Genomic DNA, 16,110 nt, shown 5'->3' on the forward strand with positions numbered 1-16,110 from the left:
ATTGGAATGAGCCTGGAATCCGTTCGCGCTTTTTTCGCCGAGAATGCCCCCGACATCTCAGTCATCGAATCCCCGATCAGCTCCGCGACGGTGGCACTGGCGGCCGAAGCTTATGGCGTCGAGCCCGGCCGCATCGCCAAGACGCTGTCGTTGCGCATCGGCGAGCGCGTGATCCTGATCGTCGCCAGCGGCACCTCGCGCATGGACAACAAGAAGGTCAAGGCGCAGTTCGGCGGCAAGCCGAAGATGCTGGGGCTGGAGGAGGTCGCCGACATCACCGGCCACGAGGTCGGCGGCGTCTGCCCGTTCGGACTGAAGTCGCCGCTGCCGGTCTATTGCGACGTCTCCCTGAAGGCGTTCGACGTCGTGGTGCCGGCCGCAGGCTCGACCCACAGCGCGGTGCGCATCACGCCGGAGCGGATGGCGGAGCTGACCGCGGCTGAATGGGTCGACGTCTGCGAGCATAGACCCTAGAGGAAGTTATTCATCCTCATCGTAAGGCTGCGGCTGAGTGGGCGGAGGCGCAGCATTGTAGCGTGGCGGGGGCGTGACGCGATTGCGCGGCGTCGGCTGCTGCGGCTGCACCTGATTGTTGGACTGGAACACGCCACGGCAGCCGCTGGAGAGCTGCGGCGTGTTCTGCTGCAGGCACGCGACGATGCGGTTCACGTCCGGGATCTGATCGCTGCACAGCCGCCACACGTCCGGTGTGCAGGCCATCTGCTGTTCCATCGTGCCGCGATATTCCTGCGCGGACGCAGCGCTCTGCGCTCCGATGCCCCCGATAGCAAGCGCCACACCCAGCAAGGCCAGCTCCGTTCGCATCCTGCAATCCTTCCCGATCATGTGAAGCCTGCCTAATCGATGAAGCGGGCAAAGGTTCTGGCTCAACAAATAAACGTGAAGACGCAACCGGAACTCGCCGGCGTCGGCTTCCGTGGGGCGCAAACCGGACGCAAATCGCCTGAGGGGCAGGACGTTTGTCAGCGGCGGCCCGTTTCCGTCTGCCGCCATCTCGCGTCCGCAGGCGTCACTCCAAAGCGCCGGGGACGGGGTTCGACGGAAAACAGGAACGTCGTTGAAGCCCGAGGGCGAAGGTGGCGCGCAAAGCCATGCGGATTTCGCTTCGGTCCATTTGTCACGACACCAGGCCGCTTCCCCGCGCGACCATCCGTGGCCTTATCGCAACAGCTCCGGCGCAAACCAGCGCCCTGCGCCTTCGACCACAGCCCGTTTCGCCTGACGCCAAGAAACGATCGCCGCATTCTCGCTAGCACTTGCGCGAGTGCAATGAGGGGATCACCGATGCCGACTACAAGGCCAGCCCACGCACGGACCGGCGTTGTCGGCATCCTGCACAACAGGCTGCTCGTTACAACCGCGCTGGCGCCGCTCGCTCATGCCGCTGCAGCTGATGCCTAGTCCGGCGCTGGCGGCCTTCGCAGCGAATCTTGAATCTGCCCTGTTCACTTTGCATTTTGCCGGGCATCGACCACCACGCGCGCGATCGGCACGAACAAGATGTTTACCAGGCGTTAACCACGTTCGGCCGAGCCGGGAACGCATGGCTGAGGCAACCGTTGCCCCTCCCAGGGAGTGCGCCATGGGAAAACTCGCAACCGTTGACGTCGCCTTGGACGAGATGCTGGTCAACCTTGCCGCGATCATTCTGCGGCTCGCGAAGCCCGAATTGACGCAAACGCCGGAGGCGCGGCGCGCGCTGGCGCAGTCCGTCCATCAATATGCGGTCTGCGCGAAGCGTTCGAGCGATCCGCGCGTTCACGAGCTGAAGTCGCAACTGGAGCAGACGCTGAAGCCGAGCCTGCGCATTGTCGCGATCGACGGCGAGAAAGTGGCTTAGCCCAACACCTCATTGCGGGCGCCCGCGGAAGCGGCCCACTCTATGCCGTCTTCGCCTTTCCGCGCGTCCGCCGCTTGCACATGCCCGGCAGATTCGCCGCGAGGAAATCGCCGAGCGCCTCGACGCGAGCGGGACGCGGGCCGCCGGGGGGCGCCACCAGGTGCACGGCGCCTTCGGCCTGCTTCCAGTCCTTCAGGATGACTTCGACCTCGCCGGAGGAAATGGCCTCGCCGACGATGAATTCAGGCAGCTCGGCGATGCCGAGCCCCGCGATGAGCGCCGGCATCACGGCTTCGCCATTGTTGACGCGAAGCTGGCCACCCGGACGCACGCTGGCCTGCTCACCGGCCGAATTGGTGTAGTGCCAGACATTGGGCGTCGACAGATAGGCATAGCTGAAGCACTTGTGCTCGGCGAGATGCATCGGATGCGTCGGCCGTCCGTGGCGCTTGAGATAGGACGGTGCGGCGACGGTGTAGCGGGGCATGGTGAAGAGCCGCCGCGCGATCAGCGAGGAGTCCGGCAGCCGCGCGATCCGCACCGCCATGTCAAAGCCCTCCCCGATCAGATCGACGGTCGCATCGCTCAGATGCAGATCGACCGAGACTTCCGGATAGGTCGCAAAGAACTCCGGCAGCAGCGGCGCCACGGCCTTGATGCCGAACGTCATCGGCACCGCGAGCCGCACCAGGCCGCGTGGTGCGATCGATTGCGCGAGCGCCTCGTTCTCGGCAGCCTCGCCGTCAGCCAACAGGCGCGTCGCGCGTTCGGCCAGCTTGTGGCCGGCATCAGTCAGCGCGAGCCGGCGCGAGGTGCGGTTGAACAGACGAGCGCCGAGCCGCTCCTCCAACCGGGTCACCGCCTTGGATACCGTCGCCTTGGACATCGCGAGCTCGCTCGCAGCACCCGCAAAGGAACGCAATTCCACGACCTTGGCGAAGATCGCGAGCGCCTCGAAATCCGGGAGTTTGGCCATGGGCAGATCCAGTCTGGATATTTTTAGAAACAATGCGTTTCAATAGTTTCTATTTCTACACCATGAGCGAGCGCTTATCCAAGGGGTCAATCGCAGTCGAACTGCTCATTCGTTCACCGAGGACCCACGCAGATGATCGAACTCAGACCCTTCGCAAAGCTCGGCGGCGCCGACCACGGCTGGCTCAAGGCCAAGCATCATTTCTCCTTCGCGAGCCACTACGACCCGAACAATATGGGCCACGGGGCACTGCGGGTTTGGAATGACGACGAGATCGCGCCGAACACCGGCTTTCCCGCTCATCCCCACGCCAACATGGAGATCATCACCTATGTGCGCGAGGGCGCGATCACGCATCAGGACAGCCTCGGCAACGAGGGCCGGACTGAAGCCGGCGACGTGCAGGTGATGAGCGCCGGCAGCGGCATCCGTCACTCCGAGTACAATCTCGAGCCGACCAGGACACGGATCTTCCAGATCTGGATCGAGCCGACCGAGCGCGGGGGACAGCCGACCTGGGGCTCGAAGCCGTTTCCGAAGGCGGATCGCTCCGGCAAGCTCGTCACCATCGCCAGCGGCTTTGCGGACGATACCGACGCGCTGCCGATCCGCGCAGACGCTCGCGTGCTCGCGACCACGCTGAGGGCAGGCGAAAGCGCGGAGTACGAGCCGCAGACCTCGCGGCATCTCTATCTGGTTCCGGCGCTGGGCGCGGTCGAGATCAACGGTGTGCGCGTCAATGCCCGCGACGGCGCCGCGATCCGCGACGAAGCCAGGCTGAAGATCACGGCCCTGGAAGATTCCGAGCTCGTGCTCGTCGACGCGGCGTAAGCACTACCTGCACCCCAACCCGTCATGCCCAGCCTCGAGCCGGGCATCCAACCCTTTCGCAAGGAGCTTTTCCAAACTTGATGGATTGCCGGATCAAGCCCGGCAATGACGCCAACATACAGCAACTCGCATCGTCACCCCAACGGAGACCACCATGACCAAAGTACTCGTCCTCTATTACTCCGCCTACGGCCACATCGAAGCGATGGCCAACGCCGTCGCCGAGGGCGCGCGGGAGGCCGGCGCCATTGTCGACATCAAGCGCGTACCCGAACTGGTGCCGGCCGACGTCGCCAAAGCGTCCCACTACAAGCTCGACCAGGCCGCGCCGATCGCCAAGATCGAGGACCTCGCCAGCTATGACGCGATCATCGTCGGCACCGGCACCCGCTTCGGCCGCATGGCCTCGCAAATGGCGAACTTCCTCGACCAGGCGGGCGGGCTCTGGGCCAAGGGCTCGCTGCACGGCAAGGTCGGCGGCGCCTTCACCTCGACCGCCACGCAGCACGGCGGCCAGGAGACCACGCTGTTCTCGATCATCACCAACCTCCTGCATTTCGGTATGGTCGTGGTCGGCATGAACTACGGCTTCGCCGGCCAGATGAAGCTCGACGAGGTCACGGGCGGCGCGCCCTACGGCGCCACCACGATCACCGGCGGCGACGGCAGCCGCCAGCCCAGCGCCAACGAGCTGGCCGGCGCACGCTATCAGGGCCGCCAGATCGCGGAGACGGCCAAGAAGCTGCATGGGTGAGGCTGCACGGCTGACGATCGCGGCATTCCCGTTCGGGAATGCCGCTTCAGCGCTTTCCCTTGCCCATCGCCCGCGCCGCGAGGGCGGCAAGCCTGGGATGACGGCGCAGGCCTTGCGCGCCATGATCGCGCCATGCGTAGGGCAGACCGCGCCAGGACAGCGCGACGCTGACATCGGTCAGCGGCACCCGTTCGGCACCGAAGCGTCGCTTGTAGTCCTGGTTGCCGATGCTGAGATCGAAGCGACGAACGCCCCTTGCATGCAGCGCCGCCATGGTGCGCTCGATGACGAGCAGGCCGGGCGAGCAGCTCGACCAGGGATCGCCGGCGTGACTGATGCGCAGCAGATAATAGGTCGCGCCTTGCCTGACGCCGAACGATGTGCCGATGACACCTGCGTCGCAGACCAGCGCCGAGACGACGGCATAGCCTTCCGCAAGGCCCCGGCGCGCCACCTCGCGATAGAACCGCGCATGGGACTCGTCGTTGAGGACGAAGCGCGAGCCGAGCTTCTGCATGCGCGCCTGCTGCTGCCCATCCATTACGTCCAGCAATTCATGCGCGCGCGCGACATCCGTGGCGATCTCGAACCGCGCGCCCTCGTGCCGGCTGAAGACGCGCCAGCAACGCGGCATTTGCATGCGCTTGATCGAAGCCTGGTAGGCGCCGTAGTCATCGCCCATCAGCACGAGATTGCCGTTGAGCGAGGAGGATCCGAGCCGGCCGAGCGCCACGAACGGGTTTGGCTCGCCCTCGATCCAGGCCGGCATCTTCCTCATGCGGAGCAGATCGAGACGGTCAGGCAGCGCGCGCAACGCATCGATCAGCGCCGCGTTGATCGCATCCGTCGCCCCTGCATCCAAGGCGGCATCGCACGCCAGGATCGGTGCGTTGTTGTCGGAGACGCCGAGGTCCGCGAATTCGACAATGCGAATGCCGCGCCTGACATGGCTGATCATCGGCAGGATCGCGATGTCCTTGCCGGTGGCGACATCGGAGATCACCGCGATCAGCGGGGCTACATCCTGGAACGCTTCGTACCACGCACCGAGCCAGTCGCCATGCTGGAACGCGGTGCGGTGCCCGGCGTTCAGGCGCGATGCGGCCTGCCGCCAGTCACGCATGAAATCGACCGCGACCCCGGACGCGCTGGAGATCCGGCCTTCTGACTGCTCGATACTAGGGAACGTCATCCACGCGACATGCGACTGCTGAGTGTGTCCGCATAGATTATGTTTCGTGGCAGACCACAAGCAGCGTCGCTGCATATCGTTAAGCGTGTGACACCAACCGTGTCTCAGCGCTCCATTTCCGCCTGCTCGACACATTGGAACCTCGCCAGAAAGTGCAGGCCAGCGACGGCAAGAGCGAACAAGAACCAGACGGGATTCTGCCGGTCGAGCAGGAAGGTCTCGGTAGCCCCATAGTACAGGCCGAACAACCACACGGTCAGGAACAACTTGGCCAGCGCACCACTGCGGCTGTGCGCCTGGGCCGTCTGGAAGTTACCGAGCGGGGCGAGCACGAAGACCAGGATCACGAGCATCAGCCCGGGCAGACCAATCGTGACCGCGAGGTCGAGGTAGCTGTTGTGGCTGTGCGCTGCGGACGTTGCCCATTCTGCACCCTGAGCGGTCTGCCGCGAAGTCACGTCGTCCCAGAATGCCGCATAGCCGTGACCGATGATCGGCTTCTCGGCGACGGCTGCCAGAGCGAACTCCCAGATCGCGGAGCGGCCGGTGAAGGTGGGATCGAGCGGAAGCAGCCGCGTCATCGCCGCGAGTGCCGGGCTGAGGGCGCTGCCGACGGTCAACAGGTTCATCGCGACCAGAGGCACGAAGCAGATGATCCGCTTCATCCAAAGGCCTGGCGTGACATAGACCAGGGAGGCGAGAACGTAGATCGCAAGGCACAGTACCGACGACGTCTTTCCGCCGGTGAAGATCAGGAAGATGCCGGCCAGAGCGGCGATCGCCGGTCCCATCACGAACGAGCCCACGGCGGACAAATAGATGCCGACATAGACCAGGATGGTCATCACGGGCGAGGCGACGTTCTTGTGGCCAAAACTGCCCCGCCAGTCGCCGGCAAGCTGCGGCTCGGTGACGTCGAGCGCGGTATGCATCGAATATTGCGGCGCGAGGAGGACGCCGAGATAGCAGAGCGCGAGCAGCACCAACGCTGTAGCACCCAGACAAAGATTGAAACTGCGCTGCGTCGGCGGCAGCAATGGCAACAGGACGGCGATCGACGTCACGCTGGCCGCGAGCACGAACCGCTGCATCGAGACGCCGCGGCTCTCGGAGAAGACGATGTTGATCACCAGCCAGCCCAGGAGGCAGAGATGAAGCGGTGTCGCCAGGGTCTTCAGCGCGGGCGCGTCGGTGGCGGCGACAAGCAGGACCGCGACCCCGGCCAGGAGGCCCCAGGAGACATAGGTCAGAGCCATTCGTCCGCCGACGATGGTGGTGACGTCTGGATTGCGCAGGTCCGGAAACGGATCGAGCGTCACCAGCACCAGCAGCAGAGCTGCGGCGGCGACAAGGCAGCGCGCGGTCTGCACGGCATCGAGCCCTGCAAGCGCCTCACGCAGCATATGGCCGGATGATCGAGTCTGGGCGGCAGTCATGTCGGCGGCGCTGCGGTCCATGGCTCAGGACATTTGGTGATGCCGGAGAAGCTCCAGGCCCTGGCTCGCCCCTGCCGAGCACCCGTCGACGGCGCCGCCCGAGGCCTTCGCCACCGCGGGCCGCCGCATGATGCCGCACGCGATCTCGTAGTATTGGAGCGCGCGTTGCTCCAGGGTTAGGTTGTCCAGGATGTAGCCGCGCGGATCGAAGGTGCCGGCAGCGCACCCGGCCCAGAAATTGTCCCAACCCGCCTCGAAGCCCGTGATGTCGGTGAACTTTGCACCGCAGCGTTCGTCCCAGTATGGCACCGACGACACCGGCTCAAACCTCACACGGTGCGGATAGTAATCGGGGTCGCGCCAAGGCCCGCCCGGATCCCAGGCAAACACCGGCACGCCGCAGGACAAGGCCTGCTGGTAGGCGATGCCCTGGCTCTCGCTCTGGCACAGAAAGATCATCGCGCGCGAACGCGCCAGCGCGGCCCGATAATCTGCCTCCTTGTAGCTGCCATAGCGCAGCTCCGTGAACGAGCGCCCCTCCTTCAGCAGCCGGGCGCGAAGGGGCTCGATCAACGCCGGCACGTAGCGCTCACGGTCCCAATAGACCTTGTCGTAGATCAGGACATCGATCGTCTTCTGCGATGACTCCGACGGCGCCCAGAAATCCGTGTCGATGCCGACCGGCCAAGCCTCCGTCTCGGGCCAATACGGCCGGTACATGTCGACGTACCAGCGGCCGGGCACCACCACCTTCTTCACGGGCAGACGCCTGAACAGATCGGGGTCGTCCAGCGGATGATTGTGGGCGGCAACGCCGAGCAGGATCGGGTTCTTCCACGCGAACTTGTCGAGCAGGAAGGTACGGCCGATGATACAGGCGAGTTCCTCGGGATGCCGGGCGACATGACCGTAATCGTTGACGCGGTAGCGAATGCCGAGCCGGTCGAGCCCGGCACAGAGGTTGAGGAACACGCGAAGCTGGCCGCTCATGCGCGGCTCGCCCAGCAGCAACCGCCGCGCCATGCGCCGCAGATGCCGGTCGCCGGGAAACCAGCGATCGTCCTTGTCCTCATAGAAGAGGTTCAGGATCATCGCGTCGGGGTCGTGTTCGAAGGTCTTTGCGGGCACTGGATCCATCCGCGACAGTCTGATGCGCATTCTCGCATGGCACCGACCGTCGCACTCGTCCGAATTTGCCACAGGCTTAATGCCAGCGGCTTAACGCTATTTTACGAAACCGGCGACGCACCGGCCTTCGCAGCGCCGCTTTGAGCGCAGTGCGAGTATGATCGAGCCGAACTTGTAGTCGCCAGCGTTGCCGGCGCGACGGACAAGTCCTGGTTAACGGATCATTAAAGACGAGCCGCAGCTTGATCACCGCCGAAGACGTTCTCGAACTGCCAGCCGCCCCCCGTGCGACGGCGCCGGCGCGCCTCCCGCTTCAGGTCGACTCGGCCACATCAGTGTCGGTCGTCATTCCCGCCAAGAACGTGGCCGCCTATATCGGCGAAACCCTCGTGAGTGCTCTGGCGCAGCGCGAGGTGACCGAGGTGATCGTCGTGGACGACGGCTCCACCGACGAAACGGTTGCGATCGTCCGGGCCGTGCGCGACTCGCGGCTGCGCTTGATCCACAACGACTCGGCCGGTGTCTCGGCGGCGCGCAATTTCGGCGCCCGGCATGCGAGCGGCGCGTGGCTGCTGTTCCTCGATGCCGACGACCGCCTGCGCCCCGGCGCGGTGGCAGCGCTCCTGTCGGCAGCGCGCGGTGCACCGCGCGCGGTTCTGATCTACGGCGACTACAACACGATCGATGCCGAAGGACGGCAGATCGGCCGGCGCGAGTTGCTGAAGGGACGCCGCAAACCGTCCGGCGACGTGCTGTCGCGGCTGGCGGCCGGCAATTTCATCGTCAACGGCGGCATCGTTCTCACCCGTGCGGACGCTTTCCGCGCCATCGGCGGTTTCGACGTATCGCTCAGATATTGCGAGGACTGGCATTGCTGGTGCCGCCTCGCGTCGATCGGCGAGTTCGAGTTCGTGCCGAAGCTTCTGCTCGATTATCGCCTGCACACGGCCAACACGATGAACGCAGCGGTGCGAACCCCGCAGGATTTCTTGCCGGCGGTTGCGCGGATTTTCGATGACGGGTTGATCCTGGCGAGACTTCCCGAGGACGCGGCGAGCGGATTGCGCCGAGCCGCCGAGATTCACCTCGTCACCTATTCGGCGATGCAGGCAGTCCGCTTCGGCAGATATCGCGACGCCTTTGCCTATCTCGCGATGATCGGTAGTCGGTCGCCAAGATCTCTGCCACGCGCGGCGATCCGCGTCGCACTCGCCCGCTTCGGCATCTAGTCCGCCGTCGCGTCAAGAAACGATCTTCGAGGCCTCATAAGGCTTCTGCTCCAAGCCGACGGCCGCCAAGGCGGCGCCAAGCGCAACCATCACGGGATGCATCGCAACGACGGCTTTCGACGACGTCAGCAAGGCTGCGGCGCGAGCCAGCGACAGCGGCACCCGTCCGAGCATCTGCACAAACACCCTGGCCCGCGCCGCCCTGCTTCGGGCAGCCTTGTACTGCACGCGATAATTGATCGCGCCGATGCGCAGGCCGCGCTTTGCGATCCAGCCCAGACTGGTGCGGTTCCGCGGCACCGTCTCGGTGATGACCGCCTCCGCCGTCCAGTGGAACAGCAGGCCGGCATCACGGCACCGCACGAAGAAATCGCAATCGCCGCCGCCGAGGAAATTGAAGCGAAGATCGAACGCGGGACGGTCGAACCGCTCGAAGGCGGCACGCGTGATCAGGCAATTGCCGCAACCATAGATCAGCGGCACCGCGCCGCTGTAGTCGTAAGTCGGACAGAAGGCGGGATGGCGCGCAAGCCAGGGCTTGCTGTCGTCGTCGAAGACCGGCAACACCGGCCCGCCGACCACATCGGCGCCGGTCGCCTCCGCGGTGCGGACCATCAGCTCGAGCCAGTCGGGCGAAGCAATCTCGTCGTCATCGATCATCAGGAAGCGGGTCGCGGCGGGAAACAGCGTCTGCGCCGTTTCGAACGCTGCGTTGATCGCGTGACAATTGCCCTGCCGCTTCTCGACGAGGCAGACACCCTGGAGCCTGCCGTCAGCCAGAAACTCTGCGGCGACCGGCGCGCTCTCGCGCCGCGCGGCGTCGTTCTCGACCATGACAACGGCAAAGGAACGCGGCGTACGCTGGTTCGCAAGCGATTCCAGCGTCAGCCGCAGGTGCTGCGGGCGGCGGAAGCACGGGATGCAGACGACGATGCCGACCGACAGATCAATGATGCGGGAGCTCGCCGCGATTTCCCGGTTGGAATCGCACACGGCATCCGAGAGGCGCGCGGCGGACAGGTCTGTCGGGATCAATGTCATGACGTTCTAGATGTCCGAGATATGTTGAGAAAGCCCTGCTTCGATCGCGCAAGCCGGTACGTCCCGCAACGGCACATCGCCGCAGAACGGATTCGTTCCAAAAATGAACAGCACACGCCGGCGAACTGAGCCATCTCCGCGCAACACCATGCACTTAACCGTTTTCGCGCGTTTCTGCCGCAGAACGCTGCACGCGTGCTAGTGCAATTCACGGTCCAGCGCGCCGACGACACCCAACATGGACAATGCCGTAGTTAACGGCCATGCGCATTAACCCGGTTGTAAGCACTGCGAGCAGTGAGGCGGCGCGGCATCGGATTTGCTCTTCGGGCGATCGAGTTTTTTCCTGTAATTTGAATAGAACAAGCGCGGTCAGAAATCATGAACAAGCCAGCGACGATCGATTTTGCGACGGCCACGGCCATCAACGTCCCCGCCGCGGCTCCACCCACCCAGGCGTTGCACGATCTGGTCCCCGGCGAAGCCCGCGACAGCCTGCTCGCTGTCCATGACGTTCTGCGCCGCGAGCTGCCGCGTGACCGGCTCGCCATCTATGAAGCGGGCGGCGGCTCGTGCAGCGTTCTGCCCCCCGAATTGCTGAACCGCAGCAAAGTCACCGTCGTGGACATCGACGAGGATCAGGTCCGCAACAACACCTACGCCGACGAGGCGATCCTGGGCGACATCCAGACCTACCGCTTCGGGCGCGAGACCTTCGATCTCGTGATCTGCTACAACGTGATCGAGCATCTGCCGAACGTCGACACGGCGCTCCTGAACTTCCGCGACGCGCTCAAGCGCGGCGGGATGATCCTGATCGGCGCACCCAATCCGCGTTCGCTTTCCGGTGTCGTCACCAAATATTCGCCGCACTGGTTTCACGTCTGGTTCTACCGGCACATCCGCGGCATCAAGGATGCCGGCCTGCCCGGCGAGCCGCCGTTCCCGACGTTCTTTCATCCGCTGGTGACGCTGCCCCGACTCGAAGCATTCGCGGCCGCCAACGGCCTGGAGATGATCTATCGCCGCGAGGTCGAAAGCCCGCGCTATCCCGAGATGCGCCGGCGCAAGCCGCTGTTCGCGGCCCTCGTCGACGCCGGCGCCGCGGTGCTGAACGCCGTGCTCCCGAGCGGCACCGACGTCCGACGCGGTGACTATCACGTCATCCTGCGGAAGAGCTGAAAGCGATGCACGCGCGGCCGATCGCCCGACCCGCGACGCTTCGCGGGCACGCTGCGGGCAGCAACGAACCGTTAATCTCCCGGGGAACTCGGCGTCTCGGCGACGCTTCGAACAGCGGCATGCGCTTAAACGCTTTGTTTGCCATTTCGGTGAATAGTCCCCGGATGAGTATGGTTAATTTTCCCTGTTGCGTTGATTGGGCACCCATATCCCGGGTGCGTGGCGTAAAGCGAAGAATAACCCCTCAGCCCGCGGCAATTGGAATGAAAGCTGGGGATCATGCTTGACTATAGCCAGCCGATCGATCGGGCCGCACCGGAGGCCACGCAGCGGAAGCCTCAGGCCGGCTTCAACGTGCTGGAGCTTGCCAATCTGCTGTGGCGGCGAAAGGTGGCGATCACAGCGGCCGCCCTGCTCGGAGCGACACTTGCAGTCACCATCGGCAAGAGCATAACGCCCCGCTACACTGCCACCGCCCAGCTCTATGTCGATCCGCGCGAGCTTCAGCTGGTCGATCGCGAGCTTACGCCTCGCGCCCAGGACGTCTCCGGCATGTCCATGGTGGTGGAGAGCCAGGCCCGCCTGATCACCTCCAACAGCGTGTTGCTCCAGGTGATCCAGCAGGCCGGCCTCGAGAAGGATCCGGAATTCGGCGGCGGCGAGGGCACGAGCCTGACGTCGTCGCTGCTCGGCCTGATCGGCCTGCACCCTCGCGCACCTTCCGCCGCGCAGAAGAAGGAGGTGCAGCTCGCCGCACTCGACGCGTTGAACAAGCACATCACGGTCCGCAAGACCGAGAAGAGCTTCATCGTCGATGTCGAGGTCTGGTCGACGGACCCCGCCAAAGCGGCGATGCTCGCCAACACGCTGACCAGCGCCTACCTCGCGGAATCCCGCAACTCGCAGGCTTCGGCCGCACGGCGCGCCACCAACGATCTCTCCAGCCGCCTGAAGGAGCTGCGCGACCGGCTGCGCAACGCAGAGACTGCGCTCGCCACCTACAAGGCCCAGAACAATTTCGTCGGCACCCAGGATGCGCTGATCAGCGATCAGCAGCTCTCCGCCAGCAACCAGCGGCTCTCCGCGGCCCGTGCGGCAACCATGGATGCGCAAGCACGGCTCGACCAGATCGAGGCGAGCCGGCGCACGGCCGCCGATGCAGGTGCGATCCCCGAGGCGCTGCAATCGCCGACGATAGCGAATCTGCGCGCGCAATATGCCGATGCGCGCAAGAAATATGCGGAGCAGGCCAGCGAGCTCGGGCCGCGCCATCCGGCGCTGCGCCAGACCGAGAAGCAGGTCGAAGACCTCAAGCGCACCATCAACGAAGAGATCGACCGCTTCACCCAGGCCGCCAAGAACGATTTGACGCGCGCCCGCGATTTCGAAGCCTCGCTCAATCGGGCGCTGGAAGCGCAGAAGCGGCAGAGCGTCCAGCTCAGCCAGGCCGCCGTGCGCCTGCGCGAGCTCGAACGCGAGGTCGATGCCAGCCGCGACGTCTATCAATCCTTTCTCAAGCGCTCCCGCGAGACGGAGGAGCAGGAGAGCCTGAACACTTCGGCAGCCCGCGTCATCGGCGAGGCGACGGTGCCGCAGCGGCGCTCGTTCCCGCCGGCAATGAGCTTGTTCGCCATGATCGGCTTCATCTTCGGCGCGATCGCAGCGTCAGGCTGGTTCGTTGCAGCCGAGCTCCTGCTCGTCGGCGCCACCACACCGGCGCCCTCACCGGCCCGCCGCGAGCGCACGCCCGCCCCGCAGCCCCCGACGGCTGCAGAGCCTCCACGGACCGCCGAGCTCACCCAGCCGCAGCCGATTTCGCGCGCCCCGGAAGTTGCGCAGGCTCCGCCGGAACTTGCCGCGCCTCCGCTGCAGCCTTCGATGGTCGAGAGGCCCGTGATCGAAAAACCGCTGATCGCACGCTTCCAGGAGGCCGACGTCATCCACACGCTCGGCGCAATACTCGCAACGGGCCAGTCCGTCGATCTCACGCGCTTGGGTTGGCCGACGCTCCGTCCCGGCTTTGCCCTGACCGCGCTGCTCAACGCCTGGCGGGACATGCGCGAAGCTGCGTCCCGGCGCGCCGGCGGCAAGGCGATGCCGGTGATCGCGCTCGTCAGTCCCGGCGAGAGCAGCGGGCGGAGCGTGATCGCACTGAATTTCGCCCTGGCAGCCGCTCGCGACGGTGCCCGCGTGCTGATGATCGATGCCGACCATCAGGCCCGATCCCTCTCGAACAAGGTGATCCGTTTGGGCAGGACCGAACCGAGCAAGCTCGGCTGGCTCTCGATCGGCAGCAAGGCCGCACGCGAGATCAAAACGGTCAACGGTGTCTCGGTGCTGCCGGCCGCGGAAGCCGACGCCGGAAAGGCGGCTGCGGCGATCCGCAAGGCGATCACGCAGGCTCGCTCTGCGGCCGGGTATGATCTCGTGATCCTCGACGGCCCGGCGATGCCGCTCTCGGCCGGCGGCCGCAAGCTCCTCGACGACACGGACTCGCTGGTGGCCGTGCTGCCGACCGATCTCGACATCAACGACAGCCTCGAGGAGATCCTCGCCGCGCTCGGTCCCGCCGAGCGCAAGCTCGTTGGGGTCGTGCTCGACGAGCTCGCCCCTGAAATCCAAACGCGCCAGCGAGGCAAACAATATGCTTGAGCGCCGCGTCAACCTCGACGGACGGGCAGCAACTGCCGACGTGCCGAGGATCACCCTCGGCGGGCTTCGCATGGCAGCGCTCGACCTGGAAGCCACCGCCGATTTCATGATCGAGGCAACCGACCCTGAAAATCGCATCGGCCGTCCGCTGTTTTTGACCTCAGCCAACGGGGAGGTGCTGGCGCGCTGTTCGACCGAGCCCCAGACCGAGTACCTGTTCCGCGCCGCCGACCTGATCAACGCCGACGGTCAGCCACTGGTCGCGGCCTCGAAGCTGCAATCCTGGTTCCCGCTGCCGGAGCGCGTTGCGACCACCGACCTGTTCCACGTCGTCGCGCGCAAGGCAGAAGCGGTCGGCCGCACATTCTATATGTTCGGTGCAAGCGAGGCCGAGAACGCCGCGGCGGTCGAGAACGTCCAGAAAATGTATCCGCGCCTCAAGATCGTCGGGCGCAGCCACGGCTATCTGCGAGGCGAAGCGTTGCGTGCGAAGATCGAGGAGATCAACGCCCTGGCGCCGGACTATCTGTGGGTCGCGCTCGGCGTGCCCAACGAGCAGGCATTCGTGAAGGAGTTCACGCCGCACCTGAGCAATGTTGGCGTCATCAAGACATCCGGCGGTCTGTTCAACTTCTTGTCCGGAAGCCGTACCCGCGCGCCGCAATGGATGCAGAAGATCGGACTCGAATGGGCCTGGCGCACCTTGCTCGAGCCGCGCCGCCTGTTCTGGCGCTATTTGACCACCAACCCCCGCGCGCTCTATCTTCTCTTCAGCCGCAACCGCCCCCTCCGCTAAGAGAAGAGCAGAAGACGACATGACCGACCGACCGACCGTCCTCGTCACCGGGGGCGCAGGCTACATTGGCTCGCATGCGTGCCGCGCATTGACCGCCGCCGGCTATCAGCCCGTCGTTTACGACAATCTTTCGACAGGTCATCGCAGCTTCGTAGACGGCCCGCTTGTGGCGGGCGACCTGCTCGACGGCGCGATGCTGGCGCGCGCCTTCGCCGACCACAGGATCACGGCGGTCATGCATTTCGCGGCGGCGAGTCTCGTCGGGGAGTCCATGACCGACCCGCAGAAGTACTACATCAACAACGTCCAGGGCACACTCTCGCTGTTGCAGGCGATGCGCAACGCCGGTTGCCATCGCATCGTGTTCTCCTCGACCGGCGCCGTCTACGGCAATGCCGATTCCAAGGAACTGCCGGAGGACTTCCCCTGCACGCCGATCAATCCGTACGGCGCATCGAAGCTGATGATCGAGCGCATGCTCGCCGACTACCGCACGGCTTATGGCTTCGGCGCGTTCTGCCTGCGCTATTTCAATGCCAGCGGCGCCGATCCGGGCGGCGGCATCGGCGAATTGCGCGACAATGAAACCCACCTCATTCCGCGGGCGATGATGGCGCTTCAGGGGCATGTCGACTTCGCCGTGTTCGGCGACGACTACGACACGCCCGACGGCACCGCGATCCGCGACTACATCCACGTCACCGACCTCGCGGCGGCACATGTCGCGGCGCTGAAGCTTCTGGAGCAAGGACATGCCGGCGCCAGCTTCAATCTCGGCACCGGTTCCGGCTTTTCGGTACGCGAGATCCTCAACGCCATCAGGCAGGAGACCGGGCGCGAGGTGCCGCACACCGTCAAGCCCCGACGCGCGGGCGATCCCACCTATCTGGTCGCAGATCCCTCCGCCGCGAGAAAGGTGCTGAACTTCGTGCCGCGCCACTCCGACCTGCCGACGATCATCCGGACCGCCTGGGCCTGGCACCAGAAGGCGCATCCGTTCAGATCGCGTTAGGCAACCGCATTGGACCTTGC

15 protein-coding genes are annotated in these 16,110 nt (G+C 65.1%); 9 read left to right on the forward strand and 6 right to left on the reverse strand.

What is annotated here, in order from left to right; genetic code table 11:
* The first annotated feature begins 6 nt into the window (after nt 1-6).
* Entirely contained in the window at nt 7-474 is a 468-nt protein-coding gene (locus tag K408_RS0101430) for a YbaK/EbsC family protein (protein WP_024337493.1), read from the forward strand.
* A 6-nt stretch (nt 475-480) separates the two neighbouring features.
* Here K408_RS0101430 and K408_RS0101435 read toward each other — a convergent pair whose 3' ends face one another.
* Nucleotides 481-825 (reverse strand): hypothetical protein, encoded by a 345-nt coding sequence (locus K408_RS0101435; RefSeq protein ID WP_024337492.1) that lies wholly within the window; start codon nt 823-825, stop codon nt 481-483.
* 778 nt (nt 826-1,603) lie between these two features.
* On the opposite strand from K408_RS0101435, the gene K408_RS0101440 reads away from it, so the two are divergent.
* Nucleotides 1,604-1,861 carry a hypothetical protein gene (locus K408_RS0101440; RefSeq protein ID WP_024337491.1) on the forward strand — a complete coding sequence of 86 codons (258 nt, stop codon included), beginning with the start codon at nt 1,604-1,606 and terminating at the stop codon, nt 1,859-1,861.
* 40 nt (nt 1,862-1,901) lie between these two features.
* On the opposite strand, the gene K408_RS0101445 is transcribed toward K408_RS0101440, so the two are convergent.
* Nucleotides 1,902-2,837: a LysR family transcriptional regulator gene (locus tag K408_RS0101445; protein ID WP_024337490.1), complete on the reverse strand. Its 936-nt coding sequence runs from the start codon at nt 2,835-2,837 to the stop codon at nt 1,902-1,904.
* A gap of 132 nt (nt 2,838-2,969) precedes the next feature.
* Here K408_RS0101445 and K408_RS0101450 point away from each other — a divergent pair, with 132 nt between their 5' ends.
* Together K408_RS0101450 and wrbA are read left to right on the forward strand one after the other, a co-directional pair.
* Entirely contained in the window at nt 2,970-3,668 is a 699-nt protein-coding gene (locus K408_RS0101450; RefSeq protein WP_024337489.1) for a pirin family protein, read from the forward strand.
* Between the two features lie 154 nt (nt 3,669-3,822).
* Nucleotides 3,823-4,422, forward strand: a complete 600-nt coding sequence (gene wrbA, locus K408_RS0101455) for an NAD(P)H:quinone oxidoreductase (protein WP_024337488.1) — start codon at nt 3,823-3,825, stop codon at nt 4,420-4,422.
* Between the two features lie 46 nt (nt 4,423-4,468).
* Here the strand turns inward: wrbA and K408_RS42600 are convergent, their stop codons facing one another.
* The 3 genes from K408_RS42600 to K408_RS0101470 form a co-directional block, all read right to left on the reverse strand.
* Nucleotides 4,469-5,614, reverse strand: coding sequence for a GNAT family N-acetyltransferase (locus K408_RS42600; RefSeq protein WP_024337487.1), 1,146 nt, complete (start codon nt 5,612-5,614; stop codon nt 4,469-4,471).
* Between the two features lie 104 nt (nt 5,615-5,718).
* Nucleotides 5,719-7,071, reverse strand: a complete 1,353-nt coding sequence (locus tag K408_RS0101465) for an O-antigen ligase family protein (RefSeq protein WP_024337486.1) — start codon at nt 7,069-7,071, stop codon at nt 5,719-5,721.
* Between the two features lie 3 nt (nt 7,072-7,074).
* Entirely contained in the window at nt 7,075-8,178 is a 1,104-nt protein-coding gene (locus K408_RS0101470) for a glycosyltransferase (protein ID WP_024337485.1), read from the reverse strand.
* Between the two features lie 242 nt (nt 8,179-8,420).
* On the opposite strand from K408_RS0101470, the gene K408_RS0101475 reads away from it, so the two are divergent.
* A complete protein-coding gene (locus tag K408_RS0101475; RefSeq protein WP_024337484.1) occupies nt 8,421-9,407 on the forward strand; it encodes a glycosyltransferase in 987 nt (328 codons plus the stop codon).
* A 12-nt stretch (nt 9,408-9,419) separates the two neighbouring features.
* Here K408_RS0101475 and K408_RS0101480 read toward each other — a convergent pair whose 3' ends face one another.
* The gene (locus K408_RS0101480) at nt 9,420-10,448 is read right to left on the reverse strand and encodes a glycosyltransferase family 2 protein (RefSeq protein ID WP_024337483.1); all 1,029 of its coding nucleotides are present in this window, start codon (nt 10,446-10,448) and stop codon (nt 9,420-9,422) included.
* Between the two features lie 381 nt (nt 10,449-10,829).
* Between K408_RS0101480 and K408_RS0101485 the strand changes: the two genes are divergently transcribed.
* From K408_RS0101485 to galE, 4 genes are all read left to right on the forward strand, one after another.
* Nucleotides 10,830-11,630 (forward strand): class I SAM-dependent methyltransferase, encoded by an 801-nt coding sequence (locus K408_RS0101485; RefSeq protein ID WP_024337482.1) that lies wholly within the window; start codon nt 10,830-10,832, stop codon nt 11,628-11,630.
* A gap of 279 nt (nt 11,631-11,909) precedes the next feature.
* The gene (locus K408_RS0101490; protein WP_024337481.1) at nt 11,910-14,282 is read left to right on the forward strand and encodes a Wzz/FepE/Etk N-terminal domain-containing protein; all 2,373 of its coding nucleotides are present in this window, start codon (nt 11,910-11,912) and stop codon (nt 14,280-14,282) included.
* Entirely contained in the window at nt 14,275-15,078 is an 804-nt protein-coding gene (locus K408_RS0101495; RefSeq protein WP_024337480.1) for a WecB/TagA/CpsF family glycosyltransferase, read from the forward strand. The genes K408_RS0101490 and K408_RS0101495 overlap by 8 nt, the downstream gene beginning before the upstream one ends.
* 19 nt (nt 15,079-15,097) lie before the next feature.
* Nucleotides 15,098-16,090, forward strand: a complete 993-nt coding sequence (gene galE / locus K408_RS0101500) for a UDP-glucose 4-epimerase GalE (protein ID WP_024337479.1) — start codon at nt 15,098-15,100, stop codon at nt 16,088-16,090.
* Nucleotides 16,091-16,110 lie beyond the last annotated feature (20 nt).

Origin of the sequence: Bradyrhizobium sp. in8p8, from assembly GCF_000426845.1 — a bacterium.
Lineage (GTDB): Bacteria > Pseudomonadota > Alphaproteobacteria > Rhizobiales > Xanthobacteraceae > Bradyrhizobium > Bradyrhizobium japonicum_C.